The 22,415-nt window shown below is 41.8% G+C and carries 35 protein-coding genes; 4 read left to right on the forward strand and 31 right to left on the reverse strand.

Annotation, left to right across the window (positions count from 1 at the left end):
* Window positions 1-117 precede the first annotated feature (117 nt).
* From rpsD to rplC, 27 genes are all read right to left on the reverse strand, one after another.
* A complete protein-coding gene (gene rpsD / locus IEX80_RS15660) occupies window positions 118-726 on the reverse strand; it encodes a 30S ribosomal protein S4 (RefSeq protein ID WP_090529221.1) in 609 nt (202 codons plus the stop codon).
* A gap of 67 nt (window positions 727-793) precedes the next feature.
* On the reverse strand, window positions 794-1,183 hold the full coding sequence (gene rpsK / locus IEX80_RS15665) for a 30S ribosomal protein S11 (RefSeq protein WP_090529224.1): 390 nt from the start codon (window positions 1,181-1,183) through the stop codon (window positions 794-796).
* Between the two features lie 138 nt (window positions 1,184-1,321).
* Window positions 1,322-1,699: a 30S ribosomal protein S13 gene (gene rpsM / locus IEX80_RS15670; RefSeq protein WP_188833414.1), complete on the reverse strand. Its 378-nt coding sequence runs from the start codon at window positions 1,697-1,699 to the stop codon at window positions 1,322-1,324.
* A 91-nt stretch (window positions 1,700-1,790) separates the two neighbouring features.
* Window positions 1,791-1,907, reverse strand: coding sequence for a type B 50S ribosomal protein L36 (gene ykgO / locus IEX80_RS15675; RefSeq protein WP_022833269.1), 117 nt, complete (start codon window positions 1,905-1,907; stop codon window positions 1,791-1,793).
* Between the two features lie 4 nt (window positions 1,908-1,911).
* Complete coding sequence (gene infA, locus IEX80_RS15680; protein ID WP_022833270.1) at window positions 1,912-2,130, reverse strand: translation initiation factor IF-1; 219 nt, start codon at window positions 2,128-2,130, stop codon at window positions 1,912-1,914.
* A gap of 64 nt (window positions 2,131-2,194) precedes the next feature.
* Window positions 2,195-2,986, reverse strand: a complete 792-nt coding sequence (gene map, locus IEX80_RS15685; RefSeq protein ID WP_090529229.1) for a type I methionyl aminopeptidase — start codon at window positions 2,984-2,986, stop codon at window positions 2,195-2,197.
* A gap of 6 nt (window positions 2,987-2,992) precedes the next feature.
* Window positions 2,993-4,336, reverse strand: coding sequence for a preprotein translocase subunit SecY (gene secY / locus IEX80_RS15690; protein ID WP_090529231.1), 1,344 nt, complete (start codon window positions 4,334-4,336; stop codon window positions 2,993-2,995).
* A gap of 5 nt (window positions 4,337-4,341) precedes the next feature.
* Entirely contained in the window at window positions 4,342-4,788 is a 447-nt protein-coding gene (gene rplO, locus IEX80_RS15695) for a 50S ribosomal protein L15 (protein WP_090529235.1), read from the reverse strand.
* 4 nt (window positions 4,789-4,792) lie between these two features.
* Window positions 4,793-4,972 (reverse strand): 50S ribosomal protein L30, encoded by a 180-nt coding sequence (gene rpmD, locus IEX80_RS15700; protein WP_022833274.1) that lies wholly within the window; start codon window positions 4,970-4,972, stop codon window positions 4,793-4,795.
* 6 nt (window positions 4,973-4,978) lie between these two features.
* A complete protein-coding gene (gene rpsE / locus IEX80_RS15705; RefSeq protein WP_090529238.1) occupies window positions 4,979-5,497 on the reverse strand; it encodes a 30S ribosomal protein S5 in 519 nt (172 codons plus the stop codon).
* Window positions 5,498-5,509: 12 nt separating this feature from the next.
* Complete coding sequence (rplR, locus tag IEX80_RS15710; RefSeq protein WP_090529241.1) at window positions 5,510-5,860, reverse strand: 50S ribosomal protein L18; 351 nt, start codon at window positions 5,858-5,860, stop codon at window positions 5,510-5,512.
* A 5-nt stretch (window positions 5,861-5,865) separates the two neighbouring features.
* Window positions 5,866-6,423 carry a 50S ribosomal protein L6 gene (gene rplF, locus IEX80_RS15715; protein ID WP_090529244.1) on the reverse strand — a complete coding sequence of 186 codons (558 nt, stop codon included), beginning with the start codon at window positions 6,421-6,423 and terminating at the stop codon, window positions 5,866-5,868.
* A 17-nt stretch (window positions 6,424-6,440) separates the two neighbouring features.
* On the reverse strand, window positions 6,441-6,839 hold the full coding sequence (gene rpsH, locus IEX80_RS15720; protein ID WP_090529247.1) for a 30S ribosomal protein S8: 399 nt from the start codon (window positions 6,837-6,839) through the stop codon (window positions 6,441-6,443).
* A gap of 148 nt (window positions 6,840-6,987) precedes the next feature.
* Window positions 6,988-7,257 carry a 30S ribosomal protein S14 gene (gene rpsN, locus IEX80_RS15725; protein ID WP_090529250.1) on the reverse strand — a complete coding sequence of 90 codons (270 nt, stop codon included), beginning with the start codon at window positions 7,255-7,257 and terminating at the stop codon, window positions 6,988-6,990.
* The gene (gene rplE / locus IEX80_RS15730) at window positions 7,250-7,813 is read right to left on the reverse strand and encodes a 50S ribosomal protein L5 (RefSeq protein WP_090529254.1); all 564 of its coding nucleotides are present in this window, start codon (window positions 7,811-7,813) and stop codon (window positions 7,250-7,252) included. The genes rpsN and rplE overlap by 8 nt, the downstream gene beginning before the upstream one ends.
* A complete protein-coding gene (gene rplX / locus IEX80_RS15735) occupies window positions 7,813-8,142 on the reverse strand; it encodes a 50S ribosomal protein L24 (protein ID WP_090529257.1) in 330 nt (109 codons plus the stop codon). Before rplX ends, rplE begins: the two co-directional genes overlap by 1 nt.
* A gap of 1 nt (window position 8,143) precedes the next feature.
* Window positions 8,144-8,512, reverse strand: a complete 369-nt coding sequence (rplN, locus tag IEX80_RS15740) for a 50S ribosomal protein L14 (RefSeq protein WP_090529260.1) — start codon at window positions 8,510-8,512, stop codon at window positions 8,144-8,146.
* A 1-nt stretch (window position 8,513) separates the two neighbouring features.
* Window positions 8,514-8,768, reverse strand: coding sequence for a 30S ribosomal protein S17 (gene rpsQ / locus IEX80_RS15745; protein ID WP_090529263.1), 255 nt, complete (start codon window positions 8,766-8,768; stop codon window positions 8,514-8,516).
* Window positions 8,769-8,788: 20 nt separating this feature from the next.
* Window positions 8,789-8,998, reverse strand: a complete 210-nt coding sequence (rpmC, locus tag IEX80_RS15750; RefSeq protein WP_090529266.1) for a 50S ribosomal protein L29 — start codon at window positions 8,996-8,998, stop codon at window positions 8,789-8,791.
* Window positions 8,999-9,122: 124 nt separating this feature from the next.
* A complete protein-coding gene (gene rplP, locus IEX80_RS15755) occupies window positions 9,123-9,545 on the reverse strand; it encodes a 50S ribosomal protein L16 (protein ID WP_090529269.1) in 423 nt (140 codons plus the stop codon).
* Window positions 9,546-9,595: 50 nt separating this feature from the next.
* Window positions 9,596-10,468, reverse strand: a complete 873-nt coding sequence (gene rpsC, locus IEX80_RS15760) for a 30S ribosomal protein S3 (RefSeq protein WP_090529273.1) — start codon at window positions 10,466-10,468, stop codon at window positions 9,596-9,598.
* Window positions 10,469-10,474: 6 nt separating this feature from the next.
* Window positions 10,475-10,903, reverse strand: a complete 429-nt coding sequence (gene rplV / locus IEX80_RS15765) for a 50S ribosomal protein L22 (protein WP_090529276.1) — start codon at window positions 10,901-10,903, stop codon at window positions 10,475-10,477.
* Window positions 10,904-10,909: 6 nt separating this feature from the next.
* A complete protein-coding gene (gene rpsS, locus IEX80_RS15770; RefSeq protein ID WP_022832979.1) occupies window positions 10,910-11,176 on the reverse strand; it encodes a 30S ribosomal protein S19 in 267 nt (88 codons plus the stop codon).
* Window positions 11,176-12,003: a 50S ribosomal protein L2 gene (gene rplB / locus IEX80_RS15775; RefSeq protein ID WP_090529279.1), complete on the reverse strand. Its 828-nt coding sequence runs from the start codon at window positions 12,001-12,003 to the stop codon at window positions 11,176-11,178. Before rplB ends, rpsS begins: the two co-directional genes overlap by 1 nt.
* Before the next feature lie 8 nt (window positions 12,004-12,011).
* Window positions 12,012-12,302, reverse strand: a complete 291-nt coding sequence (gene rplW / locus IEX80_RS15780) for a 50S ribosomal protein L23 (RefSeq protein WP_090529282.1) — start codon at window positions 12,300-12,302, stop codon at window positions 12,012-12,014.
* 2 nt (window positions 12,303-12,304) lie between these two features.
* A complete protein-coding gene (gene rplD / locus IEX80_RS15785; RefSeq protein ID WP_188833415.1) occupies window positions 12,305-12,937 on the reverse strand; it encodes a 50S ribosomal protein L4 in 633 nt (210 codons plus the stop codon).
* A gap of 1 nt (window position 12,938) precedes the next feature.
* Complete coding sequence (gene rplC, locus IEX80_RS15790) at window positions 12,939-13,556, reverse strand: 50S ribosomal protein L3 (protein ID WP_090529696.1); 618 nt, start codon at window positions 13,554-13,556, stop codon at window positions 12,939-12,941.
* Between the two features lie 416 nt (window positions 13,557-13,972).
* Between rplC and IEX80_RS15795 the strand changes: the two genes are divergently transcribed.
* Both IEX80_RS15795 and IEX80_RS15800 read left to right on the forward strand, forming a co-directional pair.
* Window positions 13,973-14,179, forward strand: coding sequence for a hypothetical protein (locus IEX80_RS15795; RefSeq protein ID WP_090529288.1), 207 nt, complete (start codon window positions 13,973-13,975; stop codon window positions 14,177-14,179).
* Window positions 14,167-14,547, forward strand: coding sequence for a type II toxin-antitoxin system VapC family toxin (locus IEX80_RS15800; RefSeq protein ID WP_090529291.1), 381 nt, complete (start codon window positions 14,167-14,169; stop codon window positions 14,545-14,547). Before IEX80_RS15795 ends, IEX80_RS15800 begins: the two co-directional genes overlap by 13 nt.
* Window positions 14,548-14,712: 165 nt before the next feature.
* On the opposite strand, the gene IEX80_RS15805 is transcribed toward IEX80_RS15800, so the two are convergent.
* The 3 genes from IEX80_RS15805 to IEX80_RS15815 form a co-directional block, all read right to left on the reverse strand.
* Complete coding sequence (locus tag IEX80_RS15805; RefSeq protein WP_188833416.1) at window positions 14,713-16,200, reverse strand: hypothetical protein; 1,488 nt, start codon at window positions 16,198-16,200, stop codon at window positions 14,713-14,715.
* Between the two features lie 115 nt (window positions 16,201-16,315).
* Window positions 16,316-18,028: a hypothetical protein gene (locus IEX80_RS15810; protein WP_217633160.1), complete on the reverse strand. Its 1,713-nt coding sequence runs from the start codon at window positions 18,026-18,028 to the stop codon at window positions 16,316-16,318.
* 715 nt (window positions 18,029-18,743) lie between these two features.
* Window positions 18,744-18,884 (reverse strand): hypothetical protein, encoded by a 141-nt coding sequence (locus IEX80_RS15815; RefSeq protein ID WP_175490012.1) that lies wholly within the window; start codon window positions 18,882-18,884, stop codon window positions 18,744-18,746.
* A gap of 603 nt (window positions 18,885-19,487) precedes the next feature.
* Between IEX80_RS15815 and IEX80_RS15820 the strand changes: the two genes are divergently transcribed.
* Window positions 19,488-20,372, forward strand: coding sequence for a hypothetical protein (locus IEX80_RS15820; RefSeq protein WP_229701648.1), 885 nt, complete (start codon window positions 19,488-19,490; stop codon window positions 20,370-20,372).
* 508 nt (window positions 20,373-20,880) lie between these two features.
* Here IEX80_RS15820 and IEX80_RS15825 read toward each other — a convergent pair.
* Window positions 20,881-21,336 (reverse strand): winged helix-turn-helix transcriptional regulator, encoded by a 456-nt coding sequence (locus tag IEX80_RS15825; RefSeq protein WP_217633161.1) that lies wholly within the window; start codon window positions 21,334-21,336, stop codon window positions 20,881-20,883.
* A gap of 195 nt (window positions 21,337-21,531) precedes the next feature.
* Here IEX80_RS15825 and IEX80_RS15830 point away from each other — a divergent pair, with 195 nt between their 5' ends.
* Complete coding sequence (locus tag IEX80_RS15830) at window positions 21,532-22,254, forward strand: hypothetical protein (protein ID WP_188833417.1); 723 nt, start codon at window positions 21,532-21,534, stop codon at window positions 22,252-22,254.
* The last annotated feature ends 161 nt before the right edge of the window (window positions 22,255-22,415 follow it).

Raw genomic sequence — 22,415 nt, forward strand, 5'->3', positions numbered from 1 at the left:
GATTTACTCTGCTGTTCAAACGCTTATTCAAATCTTTTGTTTGTGATTTGCATATATACGAAAACCAGAAATGAGATTTGAAAAAACTCTCAAATCTCACATCTGATATCTCATATCTTATTTAGAGTACAACTCGACGATCAGGTTTTCCTTGATGTTTTCAGGGATCTCATCGCGGTTAGGATAGTTAAGGAATTTACCTGTAAGGTTGTTCGCATCCCACTCTAACCAGCTGTATTTGTTGATTCTTCTACCGGCTACTGAAGTAGTGATAGCCTCTAATGATTTAGATTTTTCACGTACTGCAACCACATCACCAGCTTTCAATGCATATGAAGCGATGTTTACAACAGCACCGTTAACAGTGATGTGTTTGTGGTTAACCAATTGGCGAGCTGCCGAACGTGTAGGAGCAATACCTAAACGGAAAACAGCGTTATCTAAACGTGCTTCCAGGAATTTCAACAGGTTTTCGCCTGTGATACCTTCTTTAGCAGAAGCGCGGTGAAATAAGTTTTCGAACTGACGCTCTAATACACCATAAGTGTATTTAACTTTTTGTTTCTCTTGCAACTGAGTAGAGTACTCTGATTGCTTTCCACGGCGTTTTGAAGCACCGTGCATGCCCGGAGGATAGTTTTTACGTTCTAACGCTTTGTCCGGACCGAAGATCGGCTCACGGAAACGACGGGCAATTTTGGATTTTGGTCCTGTATATCTGGCCATTTTTGTGTGTTCTTAAAGTATCATGCAGCCTGCAGCTGCCGAATCTTAGCTTTAAAAAATATGTTAATTAAACTCTTCTTCTTTTTGAAGGACGGCAACCGTTGTGTGGAAGCGGTGTAATATCTTTAATCGTAGTTACTTCGATACCTGCAGTTTGCAAAGTACGGATAGCTGACTCACGACCGGCACCTGGGCCTTTTACAAATACTTCAACTTTACGTAAGCCTAAGTCATAAGCAACTTTACCGCAATCGGCAGCAGCTTGTGAGGCAGCGTAAGGAGTATTCTTTTTTGAACCTTTGAAACCCATTTTACCAGCTGATGACCAAGAAACTGCCTGGCCGGTTTTGTTGGTAAGGGTGATGATGATGTTGTTGAAAGTAGCATTGATATGCGCTTCGCCAACAGGCTCAACAATCACAATGCGTTTTTTGGTTACTTTTTTAGCTTTAGCCATTTTTTAAATCTGTTACTTACGAATTACTGGATCAATACGATAATCCGGACCCGTAAAAATTACTTAATGAGGTATTCCTGACGAATTAAAGGTTATCAAGCGGCTATTAACCAATCTCTAACCTCTAAACACCAATCACTATTTAGTAGCTTTCTTTTTGTTAGCAACTGTTTTACGTTTACCTTTACGGGTACGTGAATTGTTTTTAGTACGCTGACCACGTAATGGTAAACCTTTACGGTGACGTGTACCACGGTAACAACCAATATCCATCAAACGCTTAATGTTAAGCTGCACTTCTGAACGTAATGCACCTTCAACCTTAATTTGGTCGTTAATAATTCCGCGTATAGAAGATAATTGCTCATCGGTCCAGTCTTGTACTTTGATGTTAAAATCAATACCAGCATCAGTCAAAATTCTTTGAGCTGTTGAGCGACCAATACCGAAAATGTAAGTAAGTCCGATTTCTCCTCTTTTATTCTTTGGTAAATCAATACCTGATATCCTTGCCATATTTCTTGTAATTTATTGAGTTATCGAATTATTGAACTATCGAATCGCTATCATCAGTAATTCAATCATTCTCCAATTCAGTAATTTTTTCTTAGCCCTGGCGTTGTTTAAACTTCGGGTTCTTTTTGTTAATAACGTAAAGTTTCCCGTTACGGCGGATGATTTTGCAATCAGCGCTGCGCTTTTTGATGGATGCTCTAACTTTCATCTTTTTATTTATATCTATAGGTTATTCTACCCTTTGTTAAATCGTATGGACTCATTTCCAGTTTCACCCTGTCGCCAGGAAGAATTTTGATGTAGTGCATACGCATTTTGCCCGATATGTGCGCTATAATCTCATGACCATTTTCAAGTTCAACTCTGAACATTGCATTTGACAATGCCTCTCTAATTGTACCGTCTTGCTCAATCGAAGATTGTTTAGCCATATTTTGTTGATTATTACTTAATTATCCGCCCTAAAACCGGGATGCAAAATTAATAAAAAATTATTTAATTATTATTTTTTTCTTTTAAAACATTTTCTACGTAATCAAACGTCGATAAAATGTCTGGAGTACCTTTTCGTACCGCTACTGTATGCTCATAATGTGCCGAAGGTTTCTTGTCAGATGTTGAAACTGTCCAGCCATCATCCCAAAACTTAACACCGGCACGGCCGGCATTGATCATGGGCTCAATGGCTATCACCATGCCTTCTTCCAGTTTGATACCGGCACCGCGTTTGCCATAGTTAGGTACTTCGGGCTTTTCGTGCAGCTTTAATCCTACACCATGGCCAACAAGTTCCTTTACTACACCAAAGCCGTTCTTTTCGGCATGCTCCTGTACCGCGTATCCTATATCACCAATACGCATCCCTACAACCGCCTTTTCAACACCCAGCTTTAAGCATTCCTGCGTTACACGCATCAGCTTTTTAACCTGGTCGTTAACTTCACCAATGGCAAAGGTATAAGCCGAGTCGCCGTAGTATTTATTTAAAACAACGCCGCAATCAACTGATACCAGGTCGCCCTCAGTTAAAACATGCGATCCGGGGAAGCCGTGTACAACCTGGTCATTCAGGGAGATACACAGTGAATAAGGAAATCCGTGATAGTTTAAAAAGGCAGGAATCCCGCCGTTGTCCCGTATAAAGGTTTCGGCAAGCTTATCCAGTTCAATTGTTTTAACACCCGGAGCAATAACCTTAGCTATCTCTCCGAGTGTTTTTGAAACAAGTAAAGAACTTTCTCTTATGAGTTCTATCTCTTCGACAGACTTATAATTGATTTTTGACATTGCTAATTAAATCGCTGTCGGACTGGTACCGGCAGCGGCAGGCATAGCTGTACGTCCCTTAATCCGTCCGGTTTTCATTAAACCATCATAATGGCGCATCAACAGGTGACTTTCTATTTGCTGTAATGTATCCAAAACAACACCCACCAGGATGATCAGCGATGTACCGCCGAAGAACCTTGCGAATACCGGAGATACACCAACCAAACTGGCCAATGCCGGGATGATTGCTATAATAGCCAGGAATACTGATCCTGGTAAAGTGATCTTTGAAATTACGCCATCAATAAACTCTGCAGTAGTACGGCCTGGTTTAATGCCCGGGATAAAGCCACCATTCTTCTTCATATCATCGGCCATTTGGTTAGGATTAACCGTAATGGCGGTATAGAAGTAAGTGAACAGGATGATCAATATCCCAAACAACAGGTTATGCTCCCATGAGTTATAGTTAGCTAAAGCTATCAATATACCGTTTGATGATACGTTAGGGAAAAACTGCGATACAGTTTGCGGGATAAACATCAATGCCTGAGCAAATATGATTGGCATTACACCTGCAGCATTAACCTTTAAAGGTATATACTGGCGTACACCGCCATATTGTTTGTTACCCACAATACGTTTAGCGTATTGTACCGAAATTTTACGTGTTCCCTGTACTATCAGTATAGTAAACATTACTACACCAATAAGACCTACGATCTCCACAATGAAAGCAATTAAACCACCGGCACCGCCATTACGCGAAACGAACTCGGTAGTAAACGCCATTGGTAACTGAGCAATGATACCCACCATAATAATAAGTGAGATACCATTACCGATACCTTTATCGGTGATCTTTTCGCCTAACCACATTACAAATAATGTACCTGCCGTTAACACAAACGTGTTAATGAAGATAAAGGTAAAAGGATCGGCAATAGTCCTTGCATCAGCAGCAACCTGCGACTTAAGGTAACCTATAGCCTGTAAAAAGGTAATACCTATTGTCAGGTAGCGGGTCCATTGGTTAAGCTTGTTGCGACCGCTTTCACCTTCTTTTTGCAATTTGGTAAAATACGGAACGGCAATACCCAGCAGTTGCACCACAATTGAAGCCGAAATGTAAGGCATAACACCTAACGCGAAAATAGAGGAACGTGAAAACGATCCTCCTGCAAACATATTCAGCAATCCTACTAATCCTTCTGCCTTTTGAGTTGATGCTACCGCGGCGTTAACGCCCGGTAAAACCACGAATGAGCCTACACGATATATTAAAAGAAATAAGAGTGTGTTAGTAATACGCACTCTCAGATCTTCGATTTTCCAGATATTGGATAATGTGGTGAAAAATTTCTTCATCGAAATTATAACTTAACTATGGTACCACCTGCAGCTTCAATAGCTTTTTGAGCTGTAGCAGTAAATGCATGTGCTTTAACTTCTAATTTGGCAGTAAGCTCACCACGACCCAGGATCTTAACCAGGTCGTTACGTGATACCAAACCGTGCTCTTTCAAAGTATCAAAATCAACAGCAGTAAGCGAAAACTTTGTTACTAATTCCTGAAGTACGTCAAGGTTTACACCTGTGTACTCAACACGGTTAGGGTTTTTAAAGCCCACTTTAGGCACACGGCGCTGTAAAGGCATCTGACCGCCTTCAAAGCCTACCTTGGTGCTGGTACCTGAACGTGAACCGGCGCCTTTGTGGCCACGGGTTGACGTACCGCCACGGCCAGAACCTGTACCACGGCCAATTCTTTTTCTATTTTTGGTTGAACCTTCTGCAGGTTTTAAATTACTTAAATTCATGATATTAAATATTTTCAACCGCTACCAGGTGGTTCACTTTCCTAACCATCCCAACTATAGCAGGTGTAGCCTCAACTTCCACACTGTGGTTAATTTTACGCAAGCCTAAAGCCTCGATTGTTTTTTTCTGGCGTTCCGTTCTGTCGATCACGCTCTTAATCTGTGTTATTTTGATCTTAGCCATGACTGATTATCCGTTAAATACTTTACCTAAACTAATTCCGCGCTGTTGTGCTACTGTATTTGCATCACGTAACTGGGCTAATGCCGATACGGTTGCTTTTACCACGTTGTGCGGGTTTGATGAACCTTTTGATTTTGCCAATACGTTGTGTACACCTGCCGATTCTAATACGGCACGCATAGCACCACCAGCAATTACACCGGTACCGTTAGCAGCTGGTTTAATGAAAACAAAACCACCGCTAAATTTACCAATTTGCTCATGAGGTACAGTTCCGTTAATGATTGGAACTTTTACCAGGTTCTTTTTAGCATCATCAATGCCTTTAGCAATAGCTTCAGTTACCTCTTTAGCTTTACCTAAACCGTAACCTACAACACCGTTTTCATCACCTACTACCACGATAGCAGAGAAGCTGAAAGTACGGCCGCCTTTGGTTACTTTGGCAACACGCTGTATGCTTACCAAGCGGTCTTTTAATTCGATCTCGCTTGTTTTTACTCTTTTTATGTTGATTGTTGACATTTCTCTTTTCGATTAAAAGTTTAAACCACCTTCACGTGCACCTTCGGCCAATGACTTAACACGGCCATGGTACAGGTAACCGTTCCTGTCGAAAACCACATCTTTAATACCTGCAGCGATAGCTTTTGAAGCTACCAGTTTGCCTACAGCTACTGATTGATCTGATTTTGTACCTTCAGCGGCAAAATCTTTTGATAAAGATGATGCTGAAACTAAAGTTTTACCGGTTACATCGTCAATGATCTGCGCATAAATACCTTTATTACTTCTAAATACTGACAGGCGGGGACGTTCTGTTGACCCTGAAAGGCGTTTCCTGATGCCTTTTTTAATCCTGTCTCTTCTTGATAGTTTAGCTCCCATGACGATTATTTTTTAGATGCTGATTTACCTGCTTTTCTTCTCAAAATCTCGCCCTGGAACTTGATACCTTTACCTTTGTAAGGCTCTGGTGCGCGTAATGAACGGATTTTAGCTGCTACCTGGCCAATTAACTGTTTGTCAATTGATTCAAGGATGATGGTTGGGTTTTTACCCTTATCAGCAGTGGTTGTAACTTTAATTTCTTGCGGTAATTCAAATACATAGTGGTGAGAGAAACCCAACACTAAATCTAATGTATTACCGGTATTGGTGGCACGGTAACCTACACCCACTAATTCCTGGGTTACTTTGTAACCTTCGGTTACACCAATTACCATGTTATTTAAAAGCGCGCGGTATAAACCATGTAACGCTTTGTGACGTTTTTGATCAGACGGGCGTTGAACCAGTAACTGACCGTCTTCCTGTGCAATAGTGATATCGCTATCAATTGCCTGTTGCAACTGGCCTTTAGGACCTTTTACGGTAACAACATTATCTGCTGAAACTGTAATGGTTACTCCCTGTGGCAGTGCTATCGGTGCTTTTCCTACTCTTGACATTGCTTAAATTTCTTCTGTTAATAAACGTAGCATAAAACCTCACCACCAACATTTTGCTGACGAGCTTCTTTATCAGACATAACGCCTTTAGAAGTTGACAGGATGGCGATACCTAAACCATTTAATACACGTGGCATGTTTTCCATACCTGCGTATTTCCTCAAACCTGGTTTGCTGATGCGCGAAATGCTGCGGATAGCAGAAATTTTAGTTATCGGGTGGTATTTCAAAGCAACTTTGATAGTGCCCTGAGGACCATTATCCTCAAACTTATAATTTGCAATGTAACCTTTGTCGAAAAGCACCTTAGTGATTTCCTTCTTCAGATTTGATGCAGGAATTTCAACAACCCGGTGGTTGGCTTTAATAGCATTCCTTACTCTTGTAAGATAATCTGCGATTGGATCTGTATTCATTTTATTGTGTTATGACGGTGGTTTCCTTCCGGTAACATCCCGGGCGACCTTCCATCGGTTAATTCATTCATTTTAAGCTCAATGCATAAAGCAAAAAGCCTAAAGCTTTTATGCCTTACGCTTTTCGCCTTTTGCTTTCAGCTTTTGCTTACCAGCTTGCTTTTTTTACTCCCGGGATCTTGCCTTCAAGAGCCATTTCACGGAATGTAACACGTGAAATGCCAAACTGACGCATATAACCACGAGGGCGGCCGGTTAATTTGCAACGGTTGTGCAGTTTTACCGGTGATGATGCTTTTGGTAATTTATCTAAAGCAGCGTAATCGCCAGCTTCTTTTAAAGCAGCTCTTTTTTCAGCGTATTTAGCTACTAATTTTGCGCGCTTTACTTCACGTGCTTTTACACCTTCTTTAGCCATTGCTATTTTGATTTTTAAATGGTAAACCAAATTGTTTCAACAACTCCAATGCTTCAACATCGTTTGTTGCGGAGGTTACAAAGGTAATATCCATACCTTGGATTTTATTGATTTTGTCAATATTTATCTCAGGGAAGATAATTTGCTCAGTAATACCTAATGTATAGTTGCCGCGGCCATCAAAACCTTTATCGTTGATGCCTTTGAAGTCACGGATACGTGGCAGGGCTACAGCGATTAAACGATCCAAAAACTCGTACATTGTGTTGTCACGCAGGGTAACACGTACGCCAACCGGCATATTTTTACGCAATTTAAAGTTTGAGATATCTTTTTTAGATTTTGAAGATACTGCTTGCTGACCAGTGATGGTAGTTAACTCGGTGATGGTGTTTTCGATCAATTTCTTGTCGGTAGTTGCACCACCTACACCCTGGTTAATGGCAATTTTCTCCAATTTAGGAACCTGCATTACGCTTTTGTACTGAAATTTATCTTTCAGTGCGGTGCGGATTTCGTCCTTGTATTTTGATTTTAATCTTGGTACGTAAGTCATTACTTAATTTCCTCCCCTGATTTTTTTGCTACCCTTACTAATTTGCCGGCGTCATTTTTTTGACGGCCAACACGGGTTGTATTACCTGTTTTAGGATCAACCAGCATTAGGTTTGAAATATGTATAGCAGCTTCTTGTTTAACAATTCCGCCGTTAGGGTTAGCAGCATTAGGTTTAGTATGTTTTGATACCATATTGGCACCTTCAACAATAGCCCTGTTCTTATCTACCAAAACCTCAACGATTTTGCCTTGTGATCCTTTTGAATCGCCGGCGATAACTTTAACCAGGTCGCCTTTACGGATCTTTAATTTTACTTTCTTTTCCATGTTACAATACCTCCGGTGCTAATGATACAATTTTCATAAATTGTTTCTCGCGCAGTTCCCTTGCAACAGGGCCAAAGATACGTGTACCTCTTGGCTCGTCCTGGTTGTTTAACAACACAGCTGCGTTATCGTCGAAACGGATATATGAACCGTCTTTTCTGCGGATCTCTTTTTTAGTGCGCACAACTACGGCTTTTGATACGGTACCTTTTTTCACGTTACCTGATGGTAAAGCGCTTTTTACGGTAACCACAATTTTATCGCCGATTGATGCATACCTTTTACCGGTACCACCCAATACACGGATCACTAAAACTTCTTTAGCGCCGCTATTGTCGGCTACTGTTAATCTTGATTCCTGTTGTACCATCTTATTTAGCCCTTTCTAAAATTTCAACTAATCGCCAGTTTTTGGTTTTGCTCAGCGGGCGGGTTTCCATGATCAATACTGTATCGCCTACGCCACAGGTATTGTTTTCATCATGAGCCTTGAATTTGGTAGTTTTCTTTACGAATTTACCATAGATAGGGTGTTTCACCTTACGCTCAACGGCCACAACAATAGATTTTTCCATCTTGTTGCTTACTACGAGGCCGGTACGTGTTTTTCTTAAATTTCTTTCCATTTTTACTAATGTTTAAAAAATTAATTCTTTTCAGAAGCGGCCGCCGCTTTACGTTTTGTTAATTCAGTATTTAACTGAGCAATTCCTTTGCGTACTTTGGTTATACGGGACGGGTTCTCAATAGCTGAAACTGCATGAGCAAATTTCAATTTGGTAAGGGTAGCCCTTTCCTCGCTGATCTTAGCAACAATCTCTTCAGTTGATAGGCCCAAAATTTCTGAGTTCTTCATTTTTCTTTGTTATTTGTTGTCTGTTGGTAAGTTTAAACGTTGTATTGTTTTTATTTGAATGGTGAAATTCGGCATCTAACTTCACAACATTAAAACTTTACAACTCTTCAACTAACTCCTCAATTTATGCTTCTACGTAATCCCTACGTACAATAAATTTAGTTTGCACCGGTAATTTCTGTGCTGCAAGGCGTAAAGCCTCTTTAGCAACTTCCAAAGGCACGCCTTCGGCTTCAAAAATGATCCTTCCGGGGCGTACTACCGCAACCCAGTATTCAGGAGCACCTTTACCTTTACCCATACGTACCTCTGCAGGTTTCTTGGTTACAGGTTTGTCAGGGAATATCCTGATCCAAACCTGTCCTTCACGTTTCATAAAACGTGTTACAGCGATACGTGCAGCCTCGATCTGACGGCTGGTAATCCATGCCGCTTCGAGTGATTTAACACCAAAAGATCCGAATGAAAGTTCAGCACCACGGGTGGCTAAACCTTTCATCCTGCCTTTTTGCATCTTTCTGAACTTCGTTCTTTTTGGCTGTAGCATTTTCTTAAGCTTTTATATCGTTATTCGATATTTGTCTTGTACTTTAATTATTATCTCTTACCTGGGCCACCCGGACGGTTTCCACCTTGTCCACCCGGACGGTTTCCACCTTGTCCGCCTGGACGGTTACCACCGCCACGACGATCGCCACCTGGTTTCCTGTCGCCACGACGCTCACCGCCGCGCTCGCCGCCTCTTTCGTTACCACGGCCACCAAAGCCTGGTGCACCGCCCTCTGGCCTGCCACCTTTGCCGCTTGCGCTGCTGGTACCGCCAATGTTTGGAGAAAGATCGCGTTTGCCATAAACCTCGCCTTTGCAGATCCAAACTTTAACACCTATTTTACCATAGGTAGTTAATGCTTCTGCTAATGCGTAGTCGATGTCAGCACGGAAAGTGTGCAAAGGAATCCTGCCTTCTTTATATTGCTCGCTACGTGCCATCTCAGCGCCGCCTAAACGGCCTGAAGTCATTACCTTGATACCTTCGGCACCCATACGCATGGTTGCAGCGATTGTGGTTTTCATGGCACGACGGAAAGAGATACGTGCTTCTAATTGTTTTGCAATGCCTTCTGCAACTAATTGTGCATCAAGCTCAGGACGTTTGATCTCGAAAATGTTGATCTGAACTTCTTTCTTGGTAAGTTTTTTCAACTCTTCTTTGATCTTGTCAACTTCCTGACCGCCTTTACCGATCACAATACCCGGACGGGCAGTGTGGATAGTTACGGTAATGCGTTTTAAAGTACGCTCGATAACTACTTTAGATACACCACCTTTAGCAATACGAGCTGAAAGGTATTTGCGGATTTTTTCGTCTTCAACTAATTTATCGGAGTAGTTGTTGCCACCGAACCAGTTAGAATCCCAACCTCTGATGATTCCTAACCTGTTACCTATTGGATGTGCTTTCTGTCCCATTTCAAATTAATTGTTATCGTTTTTACTATCCACAACAAGTGTTACGTGGTTTGAGCGTTTGCGGATACGGTATCCCCTTCCTTGCGGAGCAGGGCGTAACCTTTTTAACTGACGGCCACCGCCTACAGATACTTCCTTAACAAAAAGGTTGCTGTCTTCAACACGTTTGCCTTCGTTTTTTGCTTCCCAGTTTTTGATAGCTGATAACAAAAGTTTCTCTACACGAATAGCAGCTTCTTTGTTAGTAAATTTCAATATGTATAACGCTTTCTCAACGTTTTCACCGCGGATCAAGTCAACCACCAAACGCATTTTGCGTGGTGAAGTTGGGCAGTCCTGTAACTTAGCAACAGAAGCGCCGCCTACAAGAGCTTTCGCAGCTTCTTTTTGTTGCCTGATCAGTACAGACTTTTTAATTTTTGTTGTTGCTTCCATTGCCTGTTATTTTTTCTTTTCTGCGTGTCCGCGGAATGTACGGGTTGGGGCAAACTCTCCCAGCTTGTGTCCAACCATGTTTTCTGTTACGTACACAGGGATAAACTTGTTACCGTTGTGTACTGCGAATGTATGACCAACGAAATCAGGAGAGATCATGGAACGACGTGACCATGTTTTTACAACTGATTTTTTATTTGCATCATTCAGCACCATAACTTTTTTATCTAAGTTATGATCGATGTAAGGTCCTTTTTTTATTGAACGAGCCATTATTTCTTCCTTCTTTCAATGATGTAACGATCCGATGTTTTCTTCTTGTCACGGGTTTTGTAGCCTTTAGCCAATAAACCTTTACGTGAACGTGGGTGACCACCTGAGGCACGGCCTTCACCACCACCCATAGGGTGATCTACCGGGTTCATAGCTACACCACGTACCCTTGGCCTGCGGCCTAACCAGCGTTTGCGGCCGGCTTTACCTAACACAGCGTTTGCTCTTTCGCCATTTGAAACGGTACCGATAGTTGCCAAACAAGTTGACAGGATCATGCGGGTTTCGCCTGAAGGCAATTTGATGATAGCATATTTGCCATCACGTGCTGATAATTGAGCGTAAGTACCGGCGCTGCGGGCAATTACACCACCCTGGCCAGGGTTTAACTCAATGTTGTGAATGATCGAACCAAGAGGGATATTCTTTAATGGTAAGGTATTACCTACTTCGGGAGCTGCTGTTTCGCCTGCTGTTACAATTGTACCAACTGTTAAGCCTTCCGGAGCAATCATGTACCTTTTCTCGCCATCAGCAAAGTGTAGCAGGGCTATACGTGCCGAACGGTTAGGATCGTACTCGATAGTTGCAACTTTTGCCGGGATATCAAACTTATTACGTTTAAAATCAATTAACCTGTATGCTTGTTTATGACCACCACCTAAGTAGCGCATAGTCATTTTACCGCTGTTGTTACGACCGCCCGATCTTTTGTTTGATGCTACAACCAACGATTTTTCAGGAACGTTTGTTGTGATATCTGAATTAGATACATCAACTCTGAAGCGGGTACCCGGGGTAACCGGTTTAAATCTCTTTACTGCCATTTCTATAATTATATATTGCTGTAAAAATCAATTACTTCTCCGTCCTTCAACGTAATGATCGCTTTTTTGTAAGTAGCTGAACGGCCCTGAACGGCGCCTGCCTTAGTATTGCGAGTTTTAAGTTTGCCGACGTATTTCATGGTGTTTACCGCCGTAACGTTTACACCGTACATTGCCTCAATGGCACTCTTGATCTGAATTTTGTTAGCCCTGTGATCAACTTTGAAAGCATAACGGTTAAGCTTGTCAGTTAACTGAGTAACTTTTTCAGTAAGTAGGGGTTGTTTTAAAATTTCCATAATTACTTAGCTAATGCTTCCTCCAAAGTTTTAACAGCACCTGTAGTTAACAACAGCTTGCCTGCGTTTAACACATCATAAGTGTTAAGCTGCTCAACTGAAATTACTTTGCTTTTCTTCAGGTTCCTGCTTGATAAATACACATTGTTATTTTCGGCAGATGCTACTACTAATAATGTTTTTTCATTAGTAACATTCAGATCGGCCTCAAGCTTAAGGTAGTTTTTAGTTTTGATGCTATCAAAGCTAAAATCCTCTAACACTAAAATATTGTTATCTTTTGCTTTGTATGATAAAGCTGATTTACGGGCCAGTGATTTAAGCTTTTTGTTTAATTTGAAGCTATAATCGCGTGGCTGCGGACCGAATACACGGCCACCACCGTTAAATAATGGTGATTTAATACCACCGGCACGGGCACCGCCTGTACCTTTTTGTTTGTATAATTTGCGGGTTGAACCTGCAATTTCATTACGCTGTTTTGATTTGTGTGTACCCTGACGCTGGTTAGCAAGAAATTGCTTAACATCAAGATAGATAGCGTGATCATTTGGCTCAATACCGAAAACCGACTCAGGAAGCTGCACCTTGGCACCTGTTTCTTTACCTGATACGTTTAATACGTTAACTTCCATCTTATTTATCCACTATTACGAATGAACCCTTAGCTCCGGGGATGGAACCTTTAACTACTAACAGATTCTGCTCCGCGAAAACCTTAACTACTTCAAGGTTTTGTATTTTAACACGGGCGTTTCCGGTTTGACCTGCCATGCGCATACCTTTAAATACACGTGATGGCCATGATGACGCACCCAAAGAACCTGGCGCACGTAAACGGTTGTGCTGACCGTGAGTTTGCATACCCACGCCGCCAAAACCATGACGTTTTACCACACCCTGAAAACCCTTACCTTTTGAGGTACCTACCACGTCAACAAAATCTCCCGCAGCAAAAATGTCGACAGTAACGGTGTCGCCTAATGCTTTTTGATCTTCGAAAGTTTTGAATTCAACCAGTTTACGCTTTGGAGCGCTACCGGCTTTCTGGAAGTGTCCTTTTAGAGGGGCAGAAGTGTTTTTTTCCTTTTTGTCGCCATACGCTAACTGAACAGCAGCGTATCCGTCTGTATCCACAGACTTAACTTGTGTTACCACGCAAGGGCCAGCTTCGATTACTGTGCAGGGAATGTTTTTCCCTGTTTCGTCGAAAATGCTGGTCATTCCTACTTTTTTACCAATAATTCCTGACATTTTTTTAATTGTTTTTGTGCCCATCGAAGCAGTAGGGCTTCGTTCAAGGCATATTTCTCCCCCGAAAGGGACGGCAAAGATAGAAACTTTGTATTAATTATCAAATAGTTAGTAAGTTATTTTTTTATAATTTTTGCATCCGCGTTTTAACATATGTTTGAAAGGTATTTGGCTAAGCATTAGCCGGTTTGATTTTTTGACTTTTCATAGCCATTTTGGGAGGTATGTTACAACATCACCCGGTTGACGGCGTAAAACTGAAGATGGGCCGGGGAAATTTTTAAAGATTGGGGGGATTAAGGGGAAGGTTACTATAGCCCATATCCGCTATGCCAACTACAATAATTGCCATCCCAATGATCAGGGCTTAAATTTAATGATTGGAATTTCATAAATTTGAATTTAAACTTCAAATAATGGATACTTTACTTATAGAAGTAACTAATCAAAACGCATATAACCTGCTCAGGGAGCTTGAAAAGTTGCATTTGATCAAAGTTCTCAAAAACACTTCCTCTCCTAAAATAAAGTTATCAGATAAATTTGCTGGCAAATTACCAATCGCTGATGCTGAGAAACTCCAGGAACACATTAAACAAAGCCGTAAAGAATGGGATATTTGATTGATAGCAACGCTATAATTGATTATCTGAGCGGCAATCTGCCTGAAAAAGGTATGCTTTGGATGAATGATGTAATCAATGAAACTCCTGTTGTTTCTGTAATTGTAAAAATTGAAGTATTAGGCTATAAAAATTCTCCTGAAACTGACCAATTATTAAATGAATTTATTGGTGCTTGTATAATGATTCCATTATCGGATGAAATTATAGATCAGACTATTCAACTTAAAAAGGCACACAAGATAAAAACTCCCGACGCCATCATAGCAGCTACCGCCAAATCGCTTGGATTTACGCTGATTTCACGCAATACCGGTGACTTTAAAAAAATAAAAGGGTTAATAGTATCTAATCCATGGACGGTTTAACTCCTATTTCAGAAAATCAGTTTTTTTGTCACTTTTAGTTCCTCCAACATTAACTAAACAATGTTTTTTGTACCCTAATGCAAACAATTAACAGTCGGACACCATAAGCCAGCATTCCGAAAAATGAAATCCTCCTGCTGTTTCTATTAAGGCCTTTCTAAATATTCAGTTCTTTACTATGGCAACTATTTTTTTTTGAACAAGTGCATTGTCTTGCGCAAACAAGCTAAAGCGTACACCGCCGCGGGTTTCAAAACTGTCTTTTTTTATTAATTGCCTGCTTTTCAATAGTTCAGAAAGTTTCCGGGGTTGATCTTCAACGGAATATGTAAGTACCCACAAACGCTTAACGGCATAAGGAGGATGCGTATTTAAAAGGCCATCCCTATAGATTACATCGAGCCCCTCATTTATAATACCTAAATCTTTATAGTATTTTACCGGTAAGCCTGTTAAGTTGCCGGTATAAAGGGCATCGCCTTTTTCAAATTTTTTATTGATGGTTTCAATCCCCCTTTTAATATCATCATGCTGCGTGTACGGTGGCTGATGTATAAATACAACCCTGGCCATTAATGCCGGAAGCAGTAAAAAGATAAAACCGATAACTTTTCCAAATCTCAGATGAGATAGCCCGGTGACTAAAAACTCACAGCTAAATACACACGTAATGACCAGGCCAGGGGTTAAGTACAAATATAAGCGGGTTTCAAATGGATATAATTTAAGCCCGGATAAAACAAGATGGACGCAAACCGGCAGTAATGTTAATATCATGAGATCGTATCTTCTGTACCTAACCAACAGTATGACCCCCAAGCCGAATAATGCCATAATACAGCTCCCGATAAGTTGCCCGAAGTAAAAAAGAAAATAAAAAATGCCGTGAAAACGACCTGCTATCCACCCCCAAAACGACGAATCAAGGGGCATAAAAGCACCCGCGTTTGACCAGTAACCAACCATTTTATGTTGTGTTGGGTGGCTGTAGATAAACACAAAATAATATAAAGCAAAGAAAACACCCCAACACAAATTGGTGATTATAAAATGCCTGCCCAGGGGCCTATTTTCCGATCTCGATTTATAAAACAGGTATACATCAACCGTAAGCAGGATAATCGGTGTGATGTTGGAGAGATATATGCAGATTAAGCCCAGTACCAAAAGCTTATAGTAAAACCCCTTTAATGCTTTCTCTTCAATCAACAGATAATAGAATATGGTAATTACCAGAAGATCGACAATATACTGCTTGGCCTCGCTCGAGTAATAAATTATGGTTTGATTAAAAACAACCAGGCTCAATCCTAAAATAATGCTGTAAATGCTTTTGAAAAGCCTGCTTAGTATCCGGGCAAACAGAGGCAGGAACGCCAAATAGCAGATAAGTGGAAATACCTTAAGCGCATAATCAGATCTGGGCACCAGCGATATAAATGCTTTTTGAATAAGCAGGAACAACACAGGCGCAACCCCATTATAATCAAGAGGCCGGAACAGACCAACAGCATTACGGTGTATTAAATTAAGGGTTAATACAGCTTCATCAAGCCATACGCCCCGGTCGCTTAAAAATTGAATCCCCGCTAATATTATTGCGATTATAAAAAGGGCACTTAAAACAAATCTTTGGGTTAGGTATCTGTTCACTTAAATTTCGTTTAAGGCTTTTTAGATTTGAGTCTAAACTACAAAAGTATTTAGATTTTTCCCCGAAAGCTAACCAACAAAAACCGGCACCGCACCTGTCGCCCGGAACATTACCTTAATTCATAACCACCGAACTTACGGGCACCTCATCGGCATGCGAAAACGAGCGCGTGAAGCCCGCCTTGTAATAAGGCAACTTTTCAGTACGGTTTTGCGCCTTTAAACTTTGGTACATTCCCAGCATCGACCAGCCGTTACCCGGGTTACGTTCCAGGTCTTCGCGGAAAACTTTTTCGGCCTGCGGGTTATAATCGGTTTTGAGCAGGTAGGCCCCGAGAAACTGCCTTGCCGGGATAGGCCACTCGGCAGGCTCCGAGTAAATCATGTTATCTTCTGTTTGCACTGCTTTTTTTAAAGCTGCCATGCCATCATCAAACTTATTGCGGCCAAGTAAAATAGCACCATCCAATATATTTTCGGCAACAGTGGCGCCATCCAGCGCGATATTAAAAGGAATATGCCGCTGTTTTAAAGAGGCATCATCAAGCCTGCCACGCAATAAAGCAAGCTGGGCCACGGCCGAATCCTGCCCGCCCGTATACAGAAATGCCATTCCGCGGGCAAAATGGTATAACACCTGCGCATAAGCCCAGTCGCCATTGGGGCCAACGCTGTCTTTCAGCAGTTCGTGCCATTTGCCAAGGCGCATCATCGTAAATACGGGCATCATGTACAGATATTGCGAATAAGTATCGCCTGCCGAAGGTTTTACCGCATTGCGGCAGCGTTGGGCCGCTTCCATCCCCCGCTCGTACATAGCCCCGTTAAAGGCACAAAGTGTTTCGACAGCGTAAAAATGAGAGTTTATTTTTGTGAGCTTTAAATTGGGCGCCAGGGCGGCATAAGTAACAATACATTTTGCTGCTTTTTCATTAACGTCAACACCCTGAAAATACAAACCATTGCGCTGATAAACATGACTGGCCATATGCACCATATGCCCGATACCGGGGAACAACCTTTTTAAAGCCCCTGCATTGGCCAGCGCGGCGCCGGGGTTACGCGAAGCCTCGGTTAAATGGATATAATAATGCAGCGCCGCCGGGTGCTCCGGATTGGTATTTAAAACGCCTTTACACAAGGTAACCAGTTCGGCTGTCCAGGGTTTATCGGTACCGTCGGGCGCCCAAAAATCCCAGGGGTGAATGAGCATTACCGCGTCGATATACAGCATCTTAAGGTCGGCATCGGTTGGGTAAGCCTGCATCAGTTTCTTCAGATCCTGTGCATAAGCTTCATTGTCGCTTGCGTTGGTGCCCCCCTGCGGGTAACGAAGGTTCATCGCCGCTATCAAGGCTTTTTCCTTTTCGGGGGCACTGCCGGCAACAGCGTTCATTTGTTTCAAAACAGCAGGCAAACCGGCGGGCGCAACATACGGCCCGCCTGCGTTATAGTAAGGGCCCTGGCTTAAAGCCTGCCCCCAGTAAGCCATGGCAGCCGAGGGGTCAAAGCGCGACGCTTCTTTGAACGACGCGAATGCCTCCTTCATGTGATAGCTGTAATACATAGTTAAGCCCTGGTTAAAATAAAACCGGGCGCTGTCATTATGGGCAGTTATGGCATAATTATGATGCCCCCAGCCGGGCAAGCGCTGTATAAATTTGCCGTTCCCCGCCGTATCTGCATCCTGCACTATACCCGATCCGCACATTACCGGGATTGCCGGTTTTGTTTTGCCCGATACTTTTAATTTTTTTCCCTGGAACGCAAACAAATAGGTAGCGAACAACACCACAGGGAACACAAATAACAGCGATACCTTTTTCATGTTCGACTTTTTAAAATGAGAAACCGGAATACAATTGGCTGGTTACGAAAACCTATACTAATATAAGGTATTATAGGCAGGAATGGATGAGGGAATTGATTTGGGCTGGATAGTATATTTTGTTGAGCTGAAGACAGATAAATGTAAATAAGAAGAAAGGGTGGAATCGTTTATTTAGGAACTCAGGGTTTTAATGAGATATTCAACCCCCTCCTGAAGCAGCTAATGGCGTTGCCTGCGGCCCGGGCTTTCCGCTGCAAATCCTCGCTTTGCCCCGATCACTAATGCCTGCCCAAGCTGTGGGTTTTCCGCTGCAATCCCTAACGTGGTAGGAAGTTTGGTCCCATCGCTGCTGCAAGCGTCCTCGTTTGTAGCCCGCGTTTAGGTTCAATGTAAAGACAGGGATTGACAGGTTGCACCAGAGGTGCAAAAGGTTTGTAGAAATCAAATAAACAGTGTTTTTAGTGTGCCAGAGGTACACAACTCCGGTGTTCCGTACCTCTGGCACGGTTGTGTTCGGTATAATATATTGCTACAACCGGTTCCCCCTCTGGGAATGTTCCATAACTTAATGACATTGCCTTGCGGTAGCGGTGAAATTTATATTATTCTTAAATCGTAACCCGTGGCGGTTATTAAAAATGACAGCATTCAACATAAAAACAAAGGACCGGCTTCACCGGTCCTCTGAATAGCATACCAAAGCAAAATTTACTTAAGCGTAAATTACATCCAGTGAAATAGGCACATTCAAGGCTTTGGAGATGATACAATTTGCTTTTGCACCTTCAGCAATTTCTTTAAACTGTTGCTCACTAAGGCCGTCAATAGCAGTGGCTTTCAAGTTTAAAATCATCGCTCCCGCAAGCGTCCTCGCTTGTGGCCCGCGTTCAGGTATACAATGTGAAAAGCCCTCTTACAACTTAGCATGGTGCCCACAAGCGAGGACGCTTGCGGGAGCGGGGGACGCATCACACGCGTCTCTACAAAAAACATTTATTTATTCGTTTTACAACACGCGAAACATTCATTACCGTTGGCTTTAATGTTGTGCAACAGCCACTAAAACCAACGGCAATGATTTTATTAGGATACATAAATAATTCGATTCAATTTTAACAGCTTCATAGCTTACCAGGCTGCTGATCACGGACTCACTCACCTTCCCGTTGATACATGAGTGTCGCGTATATCAATACCATGTATAGATAACTAAGTTGATTGCAATAGATTGGCGAGACTCAATAAGAACACACACACGCGTGCGTCAGCAAATGGATATTATTACACGGGTTCTCAATCCTATTTAAAACCCGAAACGGAATAGTTGCAGGTATTTAAACTACCTTTAGCAGATCTGTTGAAACCACCAAAGCCCTTCAATCAATTAATTGCGTGCATGATAGCTTATTTAAGCAGGCTTTGTTATATTTGACGACTTAATTAACTTAAACATATCATGAACCAAATCTTAAGTTTCGGAGCTGGCCGAAATCCGTCCCTTCTGCTCTCATTTAAAACATTAGCTTTAATAATTTTCTTCAGTACTTTTTCACTGGTAAGCAAAGCTCAAGTTGACACAATTATTTCCAATAACGCCAAAATAGCCTGCAACGTAAAAGAGATCACACCAGATGCAGTTAAGTATTCCTATCCCGGCGAAGACTTACTAAATTCCGTTTATAAAAACACCATACAAAAGATAGTTTTCAAAAGCGGCCGTGTCCAGACTTTTGCAGAAGCTACGTCGTATAAAACCATTAACGGCGTTATGGATTATGATAAAGTTGCTATTACTGCTGTTGAAAGCGAAGTTCGGGGCCTTTATAAACTAACCGATGTAAGTTCAAAAGCTAAAGGAACAACCGTATTCTCCAGCCAGGAAAGAGTAAAAGACAGAGCATATCATAAAATGAAGATTCAAGCGGCCATGTTTGGAGCGAACATCGTTTATCTTACAAATCAACGTACGGAAGGCAATAAATACGGAGGTTATTTTCAAAGCGGTTCTACAGCCGAAACAAATCTAACCGGCGTAGGCTACTCTAATGTTTTACCGGATTATGAAAAGTTTAAACAGCTGATCGGATCTAAAACAGATTTCATTGCTGTAAAAAAATATGAATTAGGCGCCAGTGATACAGATGTATCATTAGATGATATCGAAAAGCCTTTCACACTATCTAATGTTACATTCGATAGCGGAATTGTATTAGTAACTGCTCAATTGAAGGGTGAAAGTAATAACAATGTATTTCAATTAGCAAGCTTTACAGATAGCACGTTTAGCGTTGCTTACAAACACAAAGGAACCGCATATAACATCGAAATAAAAGTTAAGTAGTAATACAGTTTTCAAACGCCAGGCTTACCTCCGCCTGGCGTTTTCTGCATTTAATCAAAAAATTCCTTTTTCCTTACATAATAAAGGCACGTCATGTATGCCGCAACATACGAGTGCCTTATTGATTGATAAGAAATTATTATCATAAGCCAAACCCTCGCCGGCGCACACGTGTCGCGTGCGCCTCGCACGTTAAATTTACGTCATCACCAACTCACAATCTTTCATTTCCGATAATAGTTCAGCTATAAAAAAGACAATACGTCGGATAAGGACACGCTTCCGCCAGCCTAAGGATCGACTACTTTGCTTCTGCGAAGCTGGACGATGTGGTACAGTGCCTAAGCAGGATCATTATTTAGGCCGACAGGTCATCCCCGTTGAGTTCGGGCTTTGGCCTCCCCTTAAAAATAGCTTGCCTGCACCTGGTTCATCTAATTTAATGAAAACTAAACTGCCAATGTCAGAGCAAGGAAAATTTGAAATTTCAGCACAGGATGTTTGATCATTAGGCGCTGGGAAGGTCCGGTTCTATCCTTGATTCCTTCCTTTGCCCGTATATCTCCAAATGTTTAGTCGCCAATGCCGATATAACACCTGCCTTGTCGTTTTTGAGTGCCGCCGTCAATTCCTTTTTGATCTCGGTGTTATTTTCTGAGACTCCCCAAAGGGCCATTTCCATAATGATCGGGATAAGCCCGACACCCCTCTCCGTAAGACAATAGGCCACCCTCGGTTTACCGGGAACCGGGTATTTCATAATGAACCCTTCGTTTTCCAGCATTTTTAACCGATCTGTTAACACATTGGTCGCGATACCCTCAGCCGACTGAATGAACTCGCCAAAGGTATTTTTATTGTTAAGCAGAATGTCACGGATGATGAGCAGCGTCCATTTATCACCGAGAAAGTCAAGGCTGAAGCTGATCGGACAAGCCGAACGTTTCTTTATTTTTTTTATCATATCGTCGTAATCGTCAACAACCATTGCGCTTGCTGATCACAAGCGCAAATTTAAATATAAAACGGGCGATAAAAAAATCAACGAAGAAATTTGCACTTGCAAATAACAAGTAAATATATCTATATTTGCACTTGCAAAAAGCAACTACAAATGCACGTTTAGTTTCTTTAGACAAACAAAGCAAATAACTCTTATATGAACGACCTCTTGAAATTTACGATCGACGCCCATGGCGGCTTAGATAACTGGAAAAAATTTAAAAACATATCCGCGCACCTTAAGATTGGCGGTGTCACCTGGGCATTTAAGCAGGTACCGGGTATAATGGATGATATCAATGTCTTGTCAAGCACAACAAAGCAACATGTTTCTTTTTATCCTTTCTTAAAAGAAGATTGGCACAATACGTTTGAAGCACATAAAGTTGCCATCATCGACGACAATGACCTATTGGTTGATCAGCTTTATTTTCCGCGAAACAGTTTTAAGGGATATGTAACAGAAACCCCCTGGTCAAAACTCCAGGTAACTTATTTTAGCGGTTACGCAATGTGGACCTATTTAAATGCGCCATTTTGCCTTGCAGAGCCTGGGTATGAGGTAAAGGAACTGGAACCATGGACTGAAAATGGTGAGGTTTTAAGACGATTGCATGTTACCTTCCCCGAAGACATTGCTACTCATGGCAGGGAACAGGTATTATATATTGATGAAACAGGCCTTCTCAAGAGACATGATTACAATGTCGAGATCCTTAACAATGCGGCTTCCGTGCATTATGTGGCCGATTATACAGAAGTTCAAGGTATAAAGTTTCCAACAAGCAGGCATGTTTACAAGCGGAATGAAGATAATACCGCTTTGGTTCCTGCCCCGCTATTCATTTCCATTGAATTAAGTGATATAAAATTGAGTTAAGCATTGACCATGCTTTATAACATAAAGCCGGCATTTGCTGGCTTTACCTTTTTAAAACGATTTTTTTCTGATCGCGCTATGTTTACCATATACGAGGCGCAATTAAGATGGCCAGCTCCCGATCCCCCTCGCTGGCGCGTGTGGCCCGCATGCTATTCTAC

Origin of the sequence: Mucilaginibacter rubeus (assembly GCF_014643835.1) — a bacterium.
In the GTDB taxonomy this organism is placed as follows: domain Bacteria; phylum Bacteroidota; class Bacteroidia; order Sphingobacteriales; family Sphingobacteriaceae; genus Mucilaginibacter; species Mucilaginibacter rubeus.